Raw genomic sequence first — 16,555 nt, forward strand, 5'->3', positions numbered from 1 at the left:
GCGGAGGTCCGCCGTCCCCCTGCTGGTTTGCTTTACGGGTCCCGGGACCCGTAAGGTGGTAGATCGTTTGATCCCATTTGCCCGGCGCACTCCCCAACTAGAGCGGGGGACAGAAGCGCGCCGCGTGTGGCGCGTACTCCTTGCTTGCCGTGGCAGACCGCATTGAGGCGGTCGTATGACCTCGCGGAGTCCGAGCGCGTGCCGTGAACTCCGGAAGGTTTGCAGCTGCATGTCCGTATCCAGTCCTGACCACGTCGCCGTGCCCGAGGCCGACGAGGTCGGAACACCAGGCCGTACCGTCGAGGCCACCGCTGCAAGCGGTGGGACCTCCGAGGCCACCGACACCCCCGGGTCCACCGAGACTGCCGGGGCCACCGACTCTTCTGAGGTCAACGAAATCCAAGAGACCGCCGAAATCACCGAGACCTCCGCCACCCCCGAGGCCGTCGAACCCTCCGAGGCCACCGAGACCACGGAGGCCGTCGAGCCCGCCGAGCCGACCTTCAGGGACCTCGGCCTCCCGGACGGCGTCGTCCGCAAGCTCGCGCAGAACGGCGTGACCGTCCCGTTCCCGATCCAGGCCGCGACCATCCCGGACGCCCTGGCCGGCCGGGACATCCTCGGCCGCGGACGGACCGGCTCCGGCAAGACCCTCTCCTTCGGCCTGCCGCTGCTCGCCACCCTCGCGGGCGGCTACACCGAGAAGAAGCGGCCGCGCGGCATCATCCTCACGCCCACCCGCGAGCTGGCCATGCAGGTCGCCGACGCCCTCCAGCCCTACGGCGACGTCCTCGGGCTGCGCATGAAGGTGGTCTGCGGCGGCACCTCGATGGGCAACCAGATCTACGCGCTGGAGCGCGGCGTCGACATCCTCGTCGCCACCCCGGGCCGGCTGCGGGACCTCATCGGCCGCGGCGCCTGCTCCCTTCAGAGCGTCCAGGTCGCCGTCCTCGACGAGGCCGACCAGATGGCCGACCTGGGCTTCCTGCCCGAGGTCACCGAGCTGCTCGACCAGGTTCCGGAGGGCGGCCAGCGCATGCTGTTCTCGGCCACCCTCGACCACGACATCGACACGCTCATCAAGCGGTACCTGAACGCGCCCGTCACCCACGAGGTGGACCCCTCGGCCGGTGCGGTCACCACGATGAGCCACCACATCCTGATCGTGAAGCCGCGCGACAAGGCGCCGGTGACGGCGGCGATCGCCGCGCGCAAGGGGCGCACGATCGTGTTCGTCCGCACGCAGATGGGCGCCGACCGCGTCGCCGAGCAGCTGCGTGACGCCGGCGTGCGCGCCGACGCGCTGCACGGCGGTATGACCCAGGGCGCCCGCACCCGGACCCTGGCCGACTTCAAGGACGGTTACGTCAACGTCCTCGTCGCCACCGACGTCGCCGCCCGCGGCATCCACGTCGACGGCATCGACCTCGTGCTGAACGTCGACCCGGCCGGCGACCACAAGGACTACCTGCACCGTTCGGGCCGCACCGCGCGCGCGGGCCGGTCCGGCACGGTGGTCTCGCTCGCCCTGCCGCACCAGCGGAGGCAGATCTTCCGCCTCATGGAGGACGCGGGCGTGCAGGCCGCGCGGCACATCGTGGGCGGCGGCGGGGTGTTCGACCCCGAGGTCGCGGAGATCACCGGTGCCCGGTCGATGACCGAGGTGCAGGCCGAGTCCGCCGGACGCGCCGCCGAGCAAGCGGAGCGCGAGGTCAGGGACCTCACCGAGCAGCTGGAACGCGTCCGTCGCCGCGCCGTGGAACTGCGCGACGAGGCCGAGTCGCTGACGGCCCGGGCCGCCCGCGAGAGGGGCGAGGAACCGCGCGCCGCACAGACGGACACGGCCGCGTCCGGCGCGGACGTGCCGGCCGGCGCGGTGTCCGCGCGGTCCGACTCCTCCTCTGTTGCATCTGTCACCTCTGTGCCGTCCGCTTCGGACGCCGCCGTTCCGGATGCCGCCGCCCAGGACGCGCCCGTCGCCGGCACCTCCGGCCCGGACGCGCTCAGCGCGGGTACGGGTGCGCGGACGGCTTCCGACTCCGCTTCCGCCTCCACCTCCGCCGAGGCGACGGACGCGACGGACGGTGCCGGCTCACGTGCCGCCGCGACCGTGGCGACTCAGGCGCCCGTCTCCGTGCCCCGGCAGGCCGGTCCGCAGGACACCGACGACCGCGCCGCCGGCACCGGCCGGGCGAACGGCGCGGACCGCGACGCTGACCGCGGTGGTTTCGGCCGCGGCCGGGACCGCGATTCCGACCGTGACCGCAACCGCGACCGCGGGTTCGACCGCCGCGACGGTGACCGTCCCGGCTTCCGCCGTGACGGCGACCGTGACCGCTACCGCGGTGGCGACCGTGACCGTGCCGGCCGCGGCTTCGACCGCCGTGACGACCGTCGCGACGGACGCGGTCAGGGGCGCGACGATCGCTCCGGCGGCTTCCGCCGGGACGACCGCGGCGGCCGCTCCTTCGGCCAGCGGGACCAGGGCCAGGACCAGGGCCGCGGCCGCGGCTGGGACCGTGACCGGGACCGCGGCGGCTTCGGCCGGGACCGTGACCGCGGCTTCGACCGCGGCGGGGACCGCGACCGCTCGGGCCGCGGCTTCGACCGCCGTGACGGCGACCGGCCGGGCTTCCGCCGTGACGGTGACCGGCCCGGTTTCCGCCGTGACGGCGACCGCACGGACGGCCGCCGCGACGGCGACCGCCCCGGTTTCGGCCGGGACAGGGACCGCTACGGCAACGGAAGCCGGAGCGGCGACCGCTACGGCGACCGTGACCGCGCCGGTTACGGCGACCGGGGCCGCCCGGCCGCCGGCGGCCGGGACTGGGACCGGAACAAGGACAGGGACCGCACCGACCGTCCCGGCTTCCGCCACGACGACCGCGGCGGCTACCGCGGCGGCGACCGGCCGTTCAACCGCGACCGCCGCGACGACCGGCCCGCCGGCACGCACCGCTCCGGCGGCCACCGTCCGGGCGGCCACGACCGTCCCAGCAGCCGGCGCGACGACCACCGGGGTTCCGGCTCCGGTTCCGGTTCCGCGTCCGGTGGGGCGGGCGGCACGTACCGCCGCCGTGAGGACAAGCCGCGCTGGAAGCGCAACGGCTGAGTCCGGCCTGCTCAACGCGTGAGAACGGCCGGGGAGGGCCGCCGATTCGGCGGCCCTCCCCGGCCGTTCGGCCGTCCCGGGGCCGCGCCCGACCGACCGTCCCCGACACGGGCACCCGGCCGGTACGCACCCATCTCCCGTCCCCCCCGTCCCCCCCCCGTCCCCACCCCATCCACCCCCATCCCCACCCCATCCACCCGCGTCCGCCCCCGGCACGCGCCCCTGTCACGCCATACGCGTGTGGCGCGTGCGCATGCCGCGGACCCGGTGGGGGAATCGCTGGGTGCATGACAAAGGACTCGCAGCCCCCCGTCCCCTCCCGGCCGGACCCCGCCCCGGACGTCCCCCCGGCCGGCCCGGCCGCTCCCTCCGCCGAACCGGACGTGCCCCCGACCTGGGCGGGCGCCTCCGCGACCCGGACCGACGTACCGCCACCCACGGACGGTCAGCCACCCGAAGACGGTCAGCCGCCCACGGACGGTCAGCCACCAGAACCCGGACAGCCGCCCGAAGACGGTCAGCGGTCCGGAAAGGGTCAGCGGTCCGAAGCGAAGGACCCCCCGCCGTCCGGCGCCGTCCTCTCCGACGAGGAGCGTCTCGCCCAGCTCGGCTACACCCAGGTCCTGGCCCGCCGGATGTCGGCGTTCTCCAACTATGCCGTCTCGTTCACGATCATCTCCGTCCTCTCCGGCTGCCTCACCCTCTACCTCTTCGGCATGAACACCGGCGGCCCCGCGCTGATCACCTGGGGCTGGGTGGGCGTCGGCCTGATGACGCTGTTCGTCGGTCTCGCGATGGCCGAGATCTGCTCGGCGTACCCGACCTCCGCGGGCCTCTACTTCTGGGCGCACCGGCTGGCCCCGGAGCGGACGGCCGCGGCCTGGGCCTGGTTCACGGGCTGGTTCAACGTGCTGGGCCAGGTCGCGGTGACCGCCGGCATCGACTTCGGTGCGGCGTCGTTCCTGGGCGCGTACCTGAACCTCCAGTTCGACTTCACGGTGACCCCGGGCCGCACGATCCTGCTCTTCGCGGCGATCCTGCTGCTGCACGGCCTGCTGAACACCTTCGGGGTGCGCATCGTCGGCCTGCTGAACAGCGTCAGCGTGTGGTGGCACGTGCTGGGCGTCGCGGTGATCGTGGCGGCGCTGGCCATCGCCCCGGACAGCCACCAGTCGGCGTCGTTCGTCTTCACCCGCTTCGTCAACAACACCGGCTGGGGCAGCGGCGTGTACGTCGTCCTCATCGGGCTGCTGATGGCCCAGTACACGTTCACCGGCTACGACGCGTCCGCGCACATGACGGAGGAGACGCACGACGCGTCGACGGCAGGTCCCCGCGGGATCGTCCGGTCCATCTGGACGTCGTGGGTGGCCGGTTTCGTCCTGCTGCTCGGCTTCACCTTCGCGATCCAGTCGTACGACGGCGAGCTGGCCTCGCCGACCGGGGCGCCGCCCGCGCAGATCCTGCTCGACGCGCTGGGCGCGACGGCCGGGAAGCTGCTGCTGCTCGTGGTGATCGGGGCGCAGCTGTTCTGCGGCATGGCCTCGGTCACCGCCAACAGCCGGATGATCTACGCCTTCTCGCGGGACGGCGCCCTGCCCCTCTCGCGGGTGTGGCACACCGTCAGCCCGCGCAGCCGCACGCCCGTCGCTGCGGTCTGGCTGGCCTCCCTGGGGGCGCTGGTGCTCGGGCTGCCGTACCTGATCAACGTGACGGCGTACGCGGCGGTGACCTCGATCGCCGTGATCGGGCTCTACATCGCCTACGTCATCCCCACGCTGCTGAGGCTGCTCAAGGGGGACTCGTTCGAGCGGGGACCCTGGCACCTGGGGAGCTGGTCGCGGCCGGTCGGGGTGGTCGCGGTGGTCTGGGTCGGCGTGATCACGGTGCTCTTCATGCTGCCGCAGGTCTCGCCCGTGACCTGGGAGACGTTCAACTACGCGCCGGTCGCCGTGCTGGTCGTGCTCGGCTTCGCGTCGACGTGGTGGCTGGCGTCGGCACGCCACTGGTTCCTCAACCCGGACCACGAGCGGACCATCGCCCGTGAGAGCGCGCGGGAGGCTGCTCGGGAGGCCGAGCGGCGGGGGTAGGCGGGCCCGCCCGGGCGGCCGTGGAGGGCGCCCGGGCGCGCCGTCACCCCGAGAGCCGGGGAGAACCGAAACGAAGCGGCTTACGAGCCCTCCGCCAGCTTCTCCTGCCGCTTGCGCTCCTGCTCGAAGAGGTGGATGAGTTCCTTCGTCTCGGGGGACGGGTCGTCCTCCTCGTCGTCGTCCAGGTTCACGCCCTGCTCGCGCAGCTGCTGGGCCTGGAGGGCGGCGGGCGGGTCGGGGTCGGGGTCGGAGGGGCGCGGACCCTCGGGGCCGTCGGGGCCGACCCGGACCAGGCGCTCGACCCGGACGATGCGGGTGGGCTTGCCGCCGATCTCCAGCTCGTCGCAGCGTTCGGCGTCGAGGCGGTCGGCGATCCGGGCGTACTCCGCGCGCTCGTCGTCGTCCAGGCGCTCCAGGACCGGGGCCATCACCCGCAGGTACATCGCGAGGGCGTCCCGGGCGCCCTGCGGGGTCTCGGAGGGTCCCGCGGTCGGCTGCCAGTGCCCGTTGACACACTCGGCGGTCACGAACTCGGCGGGCAGCAGCACGCCGCCCGGGTGCGAGTGCTTCGCGAGCTGCGAGTCCGAGCGGACCTCGTGGGGGACGGTGCCGGCCTTGCGGACCAGCCCCAGCAGTTCGAGGCGGAGGATGCTCTCGGACAGGCCCGTCCCGGCGAACGGGTCGATCACGAAGCCGCGGGTGGGGCTCCGGAACTCGTGCGACTTGCCGACGGGCGCCGGGTCGGGGTCGGAGGGGCGCGGGCCCTCGGGGCCGTCGGGGCCCATGCGGATGAACGGTTCAGCGCGGGCGACGCGGTAGCGGACGCCGGCCACGGTGAGGTCGTCGTGCCGCTCCCAGTCGAGCAGTTCGGCGGTGGCGAGCAGGTCCTGCTGCCCCGCGGTGTCGCCGGCGAGAGCCACTTCCTCGGCACGCTTGCGGAAGATGGCGGTCATGGAGTCGCGCGCGCTCTGCGGGGTGGCGTCGGCGCGCGTCAGCATCTCCCAGCCGCCGGACTCCAGCTCCTGGACCACGGCGAACAGCGGCCCTCCGCCGGACATCAGATCCGGATAGCGTTCTCGGGCCTCCCAGGCCTCGACATCGGCAAGGGCGGCAGCGGGTGCGTCCTCGTGGGCCACCACTCTGACTTTCCGGTACGCAGGCACGTGTTCGCCGTACTCAGACATGGCCCCAGCATCGCCCTACGGGGACGGTGCGTGGGGCCATCCGAACTCAACGCGTGCGGGTGTTGCATCGGGGTGACCGGGAATGCGCGCGGGTGGGTCGTGGGGGATCGGGAGTGAACGGGTCCGACCGGTGGACTTCGGCAAGTGATCGGCCGCCGCAGCACCTTCCGTGACGCTCCAAGGGCGCCCGCTCCCGGGGCCGTGGCCCCAGCGGCCGCCCCGTCAGCTTCACGCGCTCACCGGCGCGGACATCCCCACCCAGGCCCTCGCCCTCCCGGGTGCCCACCCCGTTTCCCCCGAGGACGGGGCACGGCCCGCGCACGTCGGCCCGCTATGCTGCAGGTTGCGGGCCGTTAGCTCAATTGGCAGAGCAGTGGACTTTTAATCCATTGGTTGTGGGTTCGAGTCCCACACGGCCTACCGCTCGGCCCCAGGTCAGAGGTCTTCTGGCCTGGGGCCGAAGTCGTCGCTCCCAGGGGCTGGAGATCGGGCGCGGCCCCGGAGTCCCTGGCACGAGCGCCAGCAGCGTGGACGGGGACGCTGTGACCGTAGGCCCAGCACTGACAGCACGGCCGGGCGGGCCGTGAGGAGAGCGCCCTCAGGCCCGTGCCTGGACCAGGAGGGTGCCGATGTGGCCCGGCTCCGGCGCGTCGAGGACGGTGGCTTCCGCCGTGGCGAAGCCGGCGCGGGTCAGCAGCCGCTCCCAGACGGCCGGCCGGTAGCTGTAGCGGTAGGTGAACATGTCCTTCCCGGCGAAGCCGCCCCTGTACATGCCCTGTGGGCCGTAGGCCCCGGGGATGGCCGGCGGCTGGGAGAACACGAGCCGGCCGCCGCCGGCCGACGCTGGATGAACGGGGCGTGGTGCTTGAACCGGCCGCCGTTGTACAGGCGGCAGATGCCCCACCAGACAGGTGTGTCGAGGATGAGCTGGCGGACACCGACGTCGACGAGCCTGCCGACGCCAAGGTGTACGTCGCGGTGCTCGATGGAGCCGAGGACGTACATGACGGCGTTGCCGAGAATGCGCTCGGCCATGTCGCGCACCATCGTGTGGTCGCGCAGGAGCAGGGCGACCTCGCGGTCCCAGATGCTCATGCCGCTCTCGAGAACGTTGGCGGTGAGTTCGGTGACGTGCGGGGCGACCGCGTTCAGGATCTCGCGTGGATCCCGTGTGGTGGGGACCGCGGGCCGTTCGAGGGTCGTGGTCATGACGATCTCCTTCTGGGAGTCGTGGCGGATGGTGGGCCCGCCTCATGTCCCATGCGCTGGAGGGGAAGGGGGCGGGGTCCTCCTGCGGCATCACGCCCGTCGGGGCGTGCTGGTGCCCGTGCCGCGCTCCGCCTCAGCGGCAGGGCGGTGTCAGGCCGGTTCCAGCCGGAACTTCCGGCGGCAGGTCTCGCAGGCGTAGAGGGCGGCACCAGGCCCTGACGCCTGCTCGATCACGGCGATGAGCAGGCCGGTGATGGTTTCGCCCTGATGCCAGTGGCACCAGGTCGTGGCCATGCGGGGATGGGTGGGCTCACGGTCCGCGGCGCTCGGCCACCTGCCGGTCATGCCCGCTCCACGGTGCTCGCGCCGGTGAGCGTCTCGTAGTGGTCGCACAGCGAGGCCAGTTCGCGCGCAAGGCCCCGAGCGTGCTCCCGCGCGGACACCAGGCCGGCGCCCGGGGACGAGCCCAGGCGCACGCGCGCACTCTGAACGGACAGGAGCGCACGGACACGGCCGCCGTCGTACTCCGGGAAGGCGCGGGCGGCGTCCTCCACCGGAGGGATCAGGACCTGGAGATGGCCTCGCAGCCGGGACGTCAGCTCCGCGAGGTCATCGAACCGGGGCAGCGGTGCGCCGTCGTCGAGCGGTTCGGCAGCGGCCGCGCGCAGCGGTGCGAGATCAAGCGGCCGGAGGCGGGCTTCCTCAGCCGTCAATGGGACGTGTTCGGTCACGTCGGCTCCTTGCAACTCAGCAGCCATGCCCCGGAACCGAGAGCGGTTGACGGAGCTGCCAGGCCATTGAGATTGCCTGGGGAGAGCGGTCCTGGGGAGTGTGCGCGAGGGCTGTGCGTCATTGAGTCGTTCACACACTGTGTGATCGGACCGTCACTAAGCTGGCTTCACTTGGTCACTGAGGGGCAACGTCATGGAACCGAACACCTTGCTTGATGCCCTCTTGGACGAAGCGGGCATGTCACGCGTCGGCCTCGCCGCGCGCGTCAACCACGCCGGCGCTGCACGGGGGAAATCAATGCGCTACGACCACAGCTCAGTAATCCGTTGGCTGAAGGGCCAGCGGCCTCGCGGCACCGTTCCCGACGTCATCGCAACCGTCCTCTCCCATCGGCTGGGCCGCACGGTTTCCCTCGACGACATCGGCATGGGCACTGCGGCGCCCGCTGCTTCGTCGCCGCTCGACGGCTTCGTAGGTCGAGCGATCGCCCTGTGGCGCGGCGACGAACAGCAGCGTGACGACCTCCAGAACGCAACCGTCATCACAGGGCTCCCGGCAGTGGGACCGGTGTGGGAATGGGAGAACCCTCCCGACGACATGGACGTGTCCAGCCGAGGCACCATCCAGGTCGGCCTTCAGGACGTCGACGCATTGCGAGCTGCGCGCCCACTACGAGCAGATGTACCGGAAGACGGGTGGTGTCGCGACACGCGGTCGCGTCCGAAACTTCCTGGTCACCGAGGCCGCACCCCTGTTGCGGGGCAGCTACTCGGATGCGACCGGCCGTGAACTGCACCGGGCAGTCGGAGGCCTCGTAGCCATTGCCGGCATCTGCTCTTACGACTCGAACTCCCAGGGGCTCGCCCAGCGGTACTTTCATCAGGCGCTCAGGCTCGCGAAGGCGAGCGGTGACAGGGCATTCGGCGGGTACGTGGTCGCGCTGCTCGTCAATCAGTCCCTGTACATGGGCGAGTACCGGCAGGCTGTGTCATTCGCCGAGGCAGGCTTGCGCACCGCCGGGACCGCCATGTCTCAGGCCCTGGCCTGCGATCTGCACGCCATGCAGGCCAAGGCGTTCTCCCGCATGGGTGACCAGGCCGCTGCACACCGGGCCATGACACACGCGGAGACCGCGGCGGGGAGGATCCGTCCGGACGAGGAGCCGGAAGAGACCGGGTACGTTCAGCCGGGCCTGCTGGAATCCAACATGGCGGACACCCTGATGAGGCTCGGTGAAATGAGTCCGGCCCAACGGTACGCAACCGAAGCCGTCTCGGTACAGGCGCACGATCGGGGCCGGGTACACCGGCTCGCCACGCTCACTGACGTGGAACTGCGTGCCGGCGACGTGGACCGTGCGGTGAGCACAGCGGCGCGCATGCTGGAGACCGTCAAGGGGATGGAGTCGCAGCGACTGGCCGAGAGGCTCATGACCGTACGCCGGCGCCTCGCCACGACTCGCAGCGCTGCCACGAAGGAGATCGTGGCCAGCATCGATCAGACGCTGACCATCCCTCTGTAGCGTGAGACCCCCGAGGGAGCCGAGGGAGAGGTGTGGCGGGTGTCCGTGTGGCGGGCTCTTGAGGAACGTACGGTCTACGAGAACCGGTGGGTCACCGTGAACATGGCCGATGTCGTACTGCCGGATGGCCGACATCTCGATCACACCGTGATCAGGTTGCGGCCCGTCGCGGTCGCAGCGGTTGTCAACGACGCGAACGAGGTGCTGCTCCTGTGGCGCCACCGGTTCATCACCGAGGCATGGGGATGGGAGCTGCCCTCCGGCGGTGTGGCCGAAGAGGGGAAGACCCCGCCGTCGCCGCGGCGCGGGAGCTGGAAGAGGAGACCGGTTGGCGCCCGGGGCCCATGCGGTTGCTGCTGGCGCTGGATCCGATGCCCGGCATCTCCACATCGCATCACCGTGTGTACTGGGCTGACTCGGCAAAGGAGATCGGTACGCCGAGGGACGCGTTCGAGTCGGCGCGCCGTGAATGGGTGCCACTGGCCAAGGTGCCAGAGCTGATCGAGCAAGGCGCGATCCGCTCGGCGAACGCGGTATCAGCCCTGCTGATGCTGCATCGCATGCGTCTCGGGTAGCGAGCACGACGAAAGCGCCGCCTTCTTCCAACGCGGCAAGGGGTGCACTGGCTCGGGCGCCGCAACTTGTGTGCGGGTGGGGGTTGTCCACACCCCTCATTCGGGAGGCAGCACCATCCTCTCGCGCTCCCGGAACGGGTTGGCTGGTGATCGTCACCGATCAGCAGCACCGCACCGGGGGATCCGATCATGCAGATGCCGTCGTCCAGAAAGACATACAGGAAGACCGGGGCCGTCGTACTGACCGCGGTCCTGCTCGCGGTGGCCTCGCCCATGGCCTCACCGATGACCGCGACCGCCGCGAGCGCTGACCCTGCCGCCCCCGCCTCCGCCCCCGCCGGCCACCCGGCGCCGACTCACCCCTACGGCGAGGACGCGCTGCGCCGGGACCTGGCCGCCGTACGGGAGGCCGGGGGAGGCGACGTGAACGTCCTGGCCAGGGTCGACGGGGCGCACGGCGCAGCTCCGCCCATGGCGCGGATCGGCAGCCGGAGGGCCGGGTCCTCGGAGCCGATCCCGTGGAACGCGCACTTCCGGGGTGGCGAGTACGACGAAGACGTTCACGGCGACCGTGGTCCTGCAACTCGTCGCGGAGAAGCGGCTCTCGCTCGGCGACACCGTCGAGCACTGGCTGCCGGGGGTCGTCGCGGGCAACGGCAACGACGGCCGCCGCATCACCGTCCGCGACCTGCTCCGCCAGACCAGCGGCCTGTACGACTACGTCGACGCCCCGGAGGTCCAGGACCGGCTGGTCAACCACTTCGACGAGAACCGCTACGACACCACACCCGCGGCCGACCTCGTCGCCGTGGCGATGAAGCACCGCCCGCTGTTCGTGCCGCGGCCGGGCGGGGCCACCCGGTGGGCGTACTCCAACACCAACTACCTGCTGGCCGCGATGGTCGCCGAGAAGGCCGGCGGTGCGAGCTGGGAGGAGCAGACCGAGCGCCGGGTGATCGCGCGACTGGGACTGCGGGACACCTCCATCCCCGGGCTCGACCCGCACCTGCCCGACCTGCACGTGAACGCGTACCTGACCGGCCCCGACGGCAACCGCCTCGACGTCACCGAGCACAGCTTCCAGCACACCGCGGACTCCGGCGTGGTGAGCACCGCCGCCGACCTGAACACCTTCTTCCGCGCTCTGGCCGGCGGCCGGCTGCTCCCCGCCGCGCCGGGTACGTCGACCCGACCTTGCCGGATCAGGCACGTCGACCCGGCCCGTGCCGGATCAGGTACGTCGACCCGGCCCGTGCCGGATCAGGTACGTCGACCCGGCCCGTGCCGGACCGCTCAGCCGCGCCGGCTGGAGTCCCCTCAGCAACGCTGACCGGAGTCCCGTCAACCGCGCCGTCCGGAATCCCCCCAGCAGCGGTGCCAGAGCCCCGTCACCGCTGCTGAGCTGCGCGGACAGCCGGACAGCCGGACAGCCGGACAGCCGGACAGCCGGACAGCCGGACAGCCGGACAGCCGGACACCCGGACCCCGGACTCCCGGACACCCCGGCCGGACGTGCCGCCGGACCGGGCCCGTGCCGCCGCGGATGAGCGGTGTGGCCGGACGGCCGCAAACAGGCAGGTCGGAGGGCTCCCCACAGCGCCTCACCGGCGTGTCCGGCACCCCTGGGGCGCTCCGGCGCACGGAGGCCGCCTACACTTTCGCACTCACGGCTGCCCCCTGCCGTCCTGGACAGCTTCGCGGCCGGGAGGTGCAGAGCACGGGCGGGACGAGCTTGATGAGCCGGTGGGCCCGAGGAGCCCGCCAGGAGCCCACGCAGCCGCAGCCACGTATCCGAAGCTTCTTCCAACCCGCCAGGCCAAGACCGAGGGGTGTTTGGCGCCTTGATAGTCATCGAAGATGTCAGCAAGCGGTATCCAGACGGCACCGTGGCCGTCGACAGGCTGTCGCTGGAGATTCCAGACCGCTCGATCACCGTGCTGGTGGGCCCCTCGGGGTGTGGGAAGACGACCACCCTGCGAATGATCAACCGCATGATCGAGCCGACCGCGGGCCGGATCCTTCTCGACGGGGCGGACATCCAGCAGCAGCCGGTCAACGCACTGCGCCGCTCCATGGGCTACGTCATCCAGAACGCCGGCCTCTTCCAGCACCGCACGGTCGTCGACAACATCGCCACCGTGCCGCGGCTGCTCGGCTGGTCCAAGCAGCGTGCACGCGCGCGTGCGGCCGAGCTGATGGAGCGCGTCGGCCTCGACGCGTCCATGGCCAAGCGGTACCCGTACCAGCTCTCCGGCGGCCAGCAGCAGCGTGTCGGCGTGGCCAGGGCGCTGGCGGCCGACCCGCCCGTGCTGCTGATGGACGAGCCGTTCTCGGCGGTCGACCCGGTCGTCCGGCGCGGCCTCCAGGAGGAGCTGCTGCGGATCCAGGCGGAGCTGGGCAAGGCCATCGTCTTCGTCACGCACGACATCGACGAGGCCATCCGGCTCGGCGACCAGGTCGCCGTGCTGCGCACCGGCGGGAAGCTCGCGCAGTTCGCGGCGCCCGACGAGCTGCTGTCGGCTCCGTCCGACCCGTTCGTGGCGGACTTCCTCGGCGCCGACCGCGGCATCCGCGGCCTCTCGTTCTTCTCCTCCGCGGGGCTGAACCTGGACCCGGCCCCGGTCGTCGCGGTCGACGCCACCGCCAAGCAGGTCGCCAAGCGCGTCACCCCCGACGTGCCGTACGTGCTGGTCACGGACGTGGACGGCAAGCCGCTCGGGTGGGCGGAGCCGGCCGAGTGGACGGACGGGGAGAAGACGCTCACGCCGTACGGACAGACCTTCGAGTTCGGCCGGGACTCCCTGCGCGTCGCCCTCGACTGCGCGGTGCTGTCGCCGACCGGCTGGGCCGTCGGCGTGGACCGCACCGGCAGCGTGGTGGGCGTCGCCTCGCAGGAGACGGTGGCCACGGCGATCCGCGCGGCGCACGCCGAGCGCGCCATCCGGGCCCGGGACGAGGCCGCGTACGGGGCGGGCGCGGCGCGCGGTGCGGGTGCGGGCGGCTCCGGCGTATCCGGTGGCTCCGGCGGCCCCGGCGCGGCGAGCGGGGCCGGCGGCGCCGCGGAGCGCCCGGACGACCGGACGGCCGCGGAGCCCGGCGGGGAGCCCGACACCGCGGCGGGCGCCGGCGCGGAGGCCGCGCAGTGAACGAGTTCTTCGACATGCCCAGCGACCTCCAGCACAGCTACCTGGGGCTCGTCGGCTGGCATCTGGAGGAGGCGCTGATCCCGGTGGTCGCCGGGCTGCTGATCGCGCTGCCGATCGGGCAGCTCTGCGTCCGCTTCAAGTGGATCTACCCACCCGTCCTGTGGGTCACGACGGTGCTGTACGCGGTGCCGTCGCTGGCCTTCTTCGTCGTCCTGATCGACTACACCGGTCAGAGCCAGATCACCGTCATGATCCCGCTGTCGCTCTACAGCCTGGTGGTGCTGGTCCCGGCGATCGTCGACGGTGTGCGGTCGGTGCCCGAGGAGACGAACGCCGCGGCCGCCGCCATGGGCATCGGCCCGGTGCGCCGCTACCTCCAGGTGCAGCTGCCCATCGCGGTGCCCGCGATCATCGCGGGGCTGCGGGTGGCGACGGTCTCCAGCATCAGCCTGGTCAGCGTCGGCACCCTGATCGGCAACCAGGGCGCGCTGGGCAACCTGCTCGCCGACGCGATGTTCTACCACCGGCCGATCCTCGCGGTCAGCTCCGTGGTCACCACCGCCGTGCTCGCCATCCTCGCCGACGCGCTGCTCGTGCTGGTCAGGCGGCTCCTCACGCCCTGGCAGCCGCGCGGCGCGCGCAGCTCTGCCCGTGCCGGGCGCCGCGGCGGCGGATCGCATGACGAAAGCACGTCGTCCCCGGGCGCCGGAGAGGGCGCCGCGCCGGCCCTGGAGCGTGTGCCGTGAACGTCTTCCACTTCATGCAGGCCTTCTTCTCGGACAGCGCCCACTGGCACGGTTACGACGGCATCCCGCAGCGGGTGCTGGAGCACATCGAGTACTCGGCCGCGGCCCTGGCCATCGCCGCCGCGATCGGGCTGCCGATCGGCATGGTCACCGGGCACACCGGCCGGGGCGGCAACGCGCTGGCGTTCGTGGCGACCGCGGCGCGTGCGCTGCCCAGCTTCGGCCTGCTGGTGCTGATGTTCGTGCTGATCGGCCTGAGCACGCTGCCGGTGATGATCCCGCTGGTGGTGCTGGCCGTGCCGCCCATCCTCGTGACCACCTACGAGGCGGTGCGCAGCGTGGAGGCCTCGCCCGTGGACGCGGCGCGCGGCATGGGGATGCACCCCGTGAAGATCCTCTTCCAGGTGGAGCTGCCGGTGGCGCTGCCGCTGATACTCAGCGGGCTCAGGTCGGCGGCGATCCAGATCGTCTCCACGGCCACCATCGCGGCGTACGTGAGCCTCGGCGGCATCGGCCGCTACATCGTGGACGGGCTCTACCAGCGGAACTACGAGAAGGTGGTGGGCGGCGCCGCCCTGGTCGCCGTCCTCGCCCTGCTGGTCCTCGCCCTCTTCTGGACGGTGGGGCGGACGTTCGTCTCCCGGGGGGTACGGAGGCGCTGACCCACGCTCCGGTGCCCCGATAGGGGCGCGGGGAACTGCGCGAGCAACCACCACCGGCCGATGGCCGCACGCGACAGAAACCGCCCTCTTCGGGCCGGTGGCGATCTGACGGTCTCGTCGTGGTTGCTCGCGCGGTTCCTCGCCCCCCTTACGGGGCGCTCAGCTCGTCGCGCGCGCCAGCGCGTGTTCCAGGACCACCAGAAGCGCGTCCCGCACGGACCCCCGCTCACGCGCGTCGAAGACCGTGAGCGGAACGTTCTCGCGCACGTCCAGCGCCCACCGCACATCGCTGAGGTCGTGTTCGAGCTGACCGTCGAACGCGTTGACGGCCACGGCGAACGGGATCTCGCGGTGCTCGAAGTAGTCGACGGCGGCGTAGCAGTCGTCCAGCCGCCGGGTGTCCACGATCACCAGGCCGCCGAGCGCGCCCTCCACCAGGTCGTCCCACATGAAGCCGAACCGCTCCTGGCCGGGCGTGCCGAACAGGTACAGCTTCAGCGTCGGGTCGAGCGTGACGCAGCCGAAGTCCAGCGCCACGGTGGTGGTGGTCTTCTGCGGGGTGTGGCTGAGGTCGTCCACGCCCGCGGCGACCGACGTGATCGACGCCTCCGTGGTCAGCGGCTCGATCTCGGAGATGGACGCCACCGTGGTCGTCTTGCCCACCCCGAAACCGCCCGCGATCACCATCTTGACGGGCAGCGGCGGGCGCGCCGGAACGCCGTCGGCTCTCTCCTGCCGAACGGCCGTACCGTGCTCCGGGGCGTCAGAGGTCACGGCGGGCACCCCTGGAGTCGGGAACGGCGCGGAGTCCATCGATAACCCTTCTCAGGACGGAGGCATCGCGGGCGGGGTTGCCCTGCGGGAGGTACAAGGACAGCTGGCCGTCGGCGCGCAGGTCGTCGGCGAGCACCCGGATGACGTTGAGATGCATACGGAGCTTTGCGGCGATCTCCGCCAGCGACTGCGGCTCCTGGCAGACGGCGACGATGTCCCGGTGCTCGAAGGCGAAGGTGTCGAGAGCGGCGATACCGCTGCTCGTCGCCACGACCTGCGTCTCCACCGGGAGAGGCGGCACCAGCCCGTCTCCCCCCGCCACCCGGCCGGCGGTGAGCAGGAACGGACGGACCGCGGAGGCGGGATACTCGGGCTCGGCGTATCCGGAATCGCCGTACTCCGCCTCGGGGTACGGACCCGGCGCCTCAGGGTACCCCGCCTCATCATACGGGCTCTCAGGACTCCAACCGCCGCCGGGCGCCCGCTCGTGCCGCGGGCCGCCGCCCCGCGTGCCGTCGAGGAGCGAGCCGTCGGGGGCTGAGCCGTCGAGGAGCGAGCCGTCGGGGGCAGAGCCGTCGGGGCGCATGCCTGAGGGGCCCGTGAGGCCGGAACCCGGGAGGCCGGGGCGCGGGAAGTCGTGTCGCGTCAGGTCGGGATAGGCGCCGTCGGCGTACGCGTCGTCGGCGAACAGTCCCCCGGCGCCGGGCCCCGCGGGGTACGACCCGTCGTCCGCAGGGCGCCCGGACGGTGTGTCACCGGCCCTCATCGGGTCCACCTCCCTCGCGCTCGTGCCCGTTCGCCGT

At 72.1% G+C, this 16,555-nt stretch carries 13 protein-coding genes, 1 tRNA gene and 2 pseudogenes; 9 read left to right on the forward strand and 7 right to left on the reverse strand.

What is annotated here, in order from left to right; genetic code table 11:
• The first annotated feature begins 229 nt into the window (after positions 1-229).
• Together Sm713_RS29525 and Sm713_RS29530 are read left to right on the forward strand one after the other, a co-directional pair.
• Entirely contained in the window at positions 230-3,112 is a 2,883-nt protein-coding gene (locus Sm713_RS29525) for a DEAD/DEAH box helicase (RefSeq protein WP_249416774.1), read from the forward strand.
• Positions 3,113-3,399: 287 nt separating this feature from the next.
• Positions 3,400-5,202: an amino acid permease gene (locus Sm713_RS29530; protein WP_283249829.1), complete on the forward strand. Its 1,803-nt coding sequence runs from the start codon at positions 3,400-3,402 to the stop codon at positions 5,200-5,202.
• Positions 5,203-5,282: 80 nt separating this feature from the next.
• Here the strand turns inward: Sm713_RS29530 and Sm713_RS29535 are convergent, their stop codons facing one another.
• Entirely contained in the window at positions 5,283-6,386 is a 1,104-nt protein-coding gene (locus tag Sm713_RS29535; protein WP_212913050.1) for a DUF5954 family protein, read from the reverse strand.
• 347 nt (positions 6,387-6,733) lie between these two features.
• On the opposite strand from Sm713_RS29535, the gene Sm713_RS29540 reads away from it, so the two are divergent.
• Positions 6,734-6,806 (forward strand) — tRNA-Lys (locus Sm713_RS29540).
• Positions 6,807-6,984: 178 nt separating this feature from the next.
• On the opposite strand, the gene Sm713_RS40815 is transcribed toward Sm713_RS29540, so the two are convergent.
• The 4 genes from Sm713_RS40815 to Sm713_RS29560 all read right to left on the reverse strand — a co-directional run bounded on the left by Sm713_RS40815 (position 6,985) and on the right by Sm713_RS29560 (position 8,326).
• Positions 6,985-7,128 (reverse strand): hypothetical protein, encoded by a 144-nt coding sequence (locus Sm713_RS40815; protein ID WP_249416776.1) that lies wholly within the window; start codon positions 7,126-7,128, stop codon positions 6,985-6,987.
• Positions 7,077-7,595: a hypothetical protein gene (locus Sm713_RS29550; protein ID WP_249416777.1), complete on the reverse strand. Its 519-nt coding sequence runs from the start codon at positions 7,593-7,595 to the stop codon at positions 7,077-7,079. Before Sm713_RS29550 ends, Sm713_RS40815 begins: the two co-directional genes overlap by 52 nt.
• 150 nt (positions 7,596-7,745) lie before the next feature.
• Entirely contained in the window at positions 7,746-7,940 is a 195-nt protein-coding gene (locus Sm713_RS29555) for a hypothetical protein (RefSeq protein WP_212915158.1), read from the reverse strand.
• Positions 7,937-8,326, reverse strand: coding sequence for a DUF6415 family natural product biosynthesis protein (locus Sm713_RS29560; RefSeq protein ID WP_212913051.1), 390 nt, complete (start codon positions 8,324-8,326; stop codon positions 7,937-7,939). The genes Sm713_RS29555 and Sm713_RS29560 overlap by 4 nt, the downstream gene beginning before the upstream one ends.
• A 193-nt stretch (positions 8,327-8,519) precedes the next feature.
• Here Sm713_RS29560 and Sm713_RS29565 point away from each other — a divergent pair.
• The 6 genes and pseudogenes from Sm713_RS29565 to Sm713_RS29590 all read left to right on the forward strand — a co-directional run bounded on the left by Sm713_RS29565 (position 8,520) and on the right by Sm713_RS29590 (position 14,978).
• Positions 8,520-9,849: pseudogene (locus tag Sm713_RS29565) on the forward strand (transcriptional regulator).
• A gap of 102 nt (positions 9,850-9,951) precedes the next feature.
• Positions 9,952-10,424, forward strand: a pseudogene (locus tag Sm713_RS29570) (NUDIX hydrolase).
• 538 nt (positions 10,425-10,962) lie between these two features.
• Entirely contained in the window at positions 10,963-11,754 is a 792-nt protein-coding gene (locus Sm713_RS29575) for a serine hydrolase (protein ID WP_249416778.1), read from the forward strand.
• 511 nt (positions 11,755-12,265) lie between these two features.
• Positions 12,266-13,570, forward strand: coding sequence for an ABC transporter ATP-binding protein (locus tag Sm713_RS29580; protein WP_212913052.1), 1,305 nt, complete (start codon positions 12,266-12,268; stop codon positions 13,568-13,570).
• Positions 13,567-14,316, forward strand: coding sequence for an ABC transporter permease (locus tag Sm713_RS29585; RefSeq protein WP_212913053.1), 750 nt, complete (start codon positions 13,567-13,569; stop codon positions 14,314-14,316). The genes Sm713_RS29580 and Sm713_RS29585 overlap by 4 nt, the downstream gene beginning before the upstream one ends.
• The gene (locus Sm713_RS29590; protein ID WP_212913054.1) at positions 14,313-14,978 is read left to right on the forward strand and encodes an ABC transporter permease; all 666 of its coding nucleotides are present in this window, start codon (positions 14,313-14,315) and stop codon (positions 14,976-14,978) included. The genes Sm713_RS29585 and Sm713_RS29590 overlap by 4 nt, the downstream gene beginning before the upstream one ends.
• Before the next feature lie 159 nt (positions 14,979-15,137).
• On the opposite strand, the gene Sm713_RS29595 is transcribed toward Sm713_RS29590, so the two are convergent.
• Together Sm713_RS29595 and Sm713_RS41785 are read right to left on the reverse strand one after the other, a co-directional pair.
• Complete coding sequence (locus Sm713_RS29595) at positions 15,138-15,665, reverse strand: ATP/GTP-binding protein (protein WP_249417037.1); 528 nt, start codon at positions 15,663-15,665, stop codon at positions 15,138-15,140.
• A 76-nt stretch (positions 15,666-15,741) separates the two neighbouring features.
• Complete coding sequence (locus Sm713_RS41785) at positions 15,742-16,518, reverse strand: DUF742 domain-containing protein (protein ID WP_374196089.1); 777 nt, start codon at positions 16,516-16,518, stop codon at positions 15,742-15,744.
• Positions 16,519-16,555 lie beyond the last annotated feature (37 nt).

It is taken from the genome of Streptomyces sp. TS71-3, from assembly GCF_018327685.1.
Classification (GTDB): Bacteria; Actinomycetota; Actinomycetes; order Streptomycetales; family Streptomycetaceae; genus Streptomyces.

Bases quoted from the DNA above. Each gene is read 5' to 3' on its own strand.
- Sm713_RS29525 (WP_249416774.1), top strand. From the start codon at position 230: ATGTCCGTATCCAGTCCTGACCACGTCGCCGTGCCCGAGGCCGACGAG.
- Sm713_RS29530 (WP_283249829.1), top strand. From the start codon at position 3,400: ATGACAAAGGACTCGCAGCCCCCCGTCCCCTCCCGGCCGGACCCCGCC.
- Sm713_RS29535 (WP_212913050.1), bottom strand. From the start codon at position 6,386: ATGTCTGAGTACGGCGAACACGTGCCTGCGTACCGGAAAGTCAGAGTG.
- Sm713_RS40815 (WP_249416776.1), bottom strand. From the start codon at position 7,128: ATGTTCACCTACCGCTACAGCTACCGGCCGGCCGTCTGGGAGCGGCTG.
- Sm713_RS29550 (WP_249416777.1), bottom strand. From the start codon at position 7,595: ATGACCACGACCCTCGAACGGCCCGCGGTCCCCACCACACGGGATCCA.
- Sm713_RS29555 (WP_212915158.1), bottom strand. From the start codon at position 7,940: ATGACCGGCAGGTGGCCGAGCGCCGCGGACCGTGAGCCCACCCATCCC.
- Sm713_RS29595 (WP_249417037.1), bottom strand. From the start codon at position 15,665: ATGGTGATCGCGGGCGGTTTCGGGGTGGGCAAGACGACCACGGTGGCG.
- Sm713_RS41785 (WP_374196089.1), bottom strand. From the start codon at position 16,518: ATGAGGGCCGGTGACACACCGTCCGGGCGCCCTGCGGACGACGGGTCG.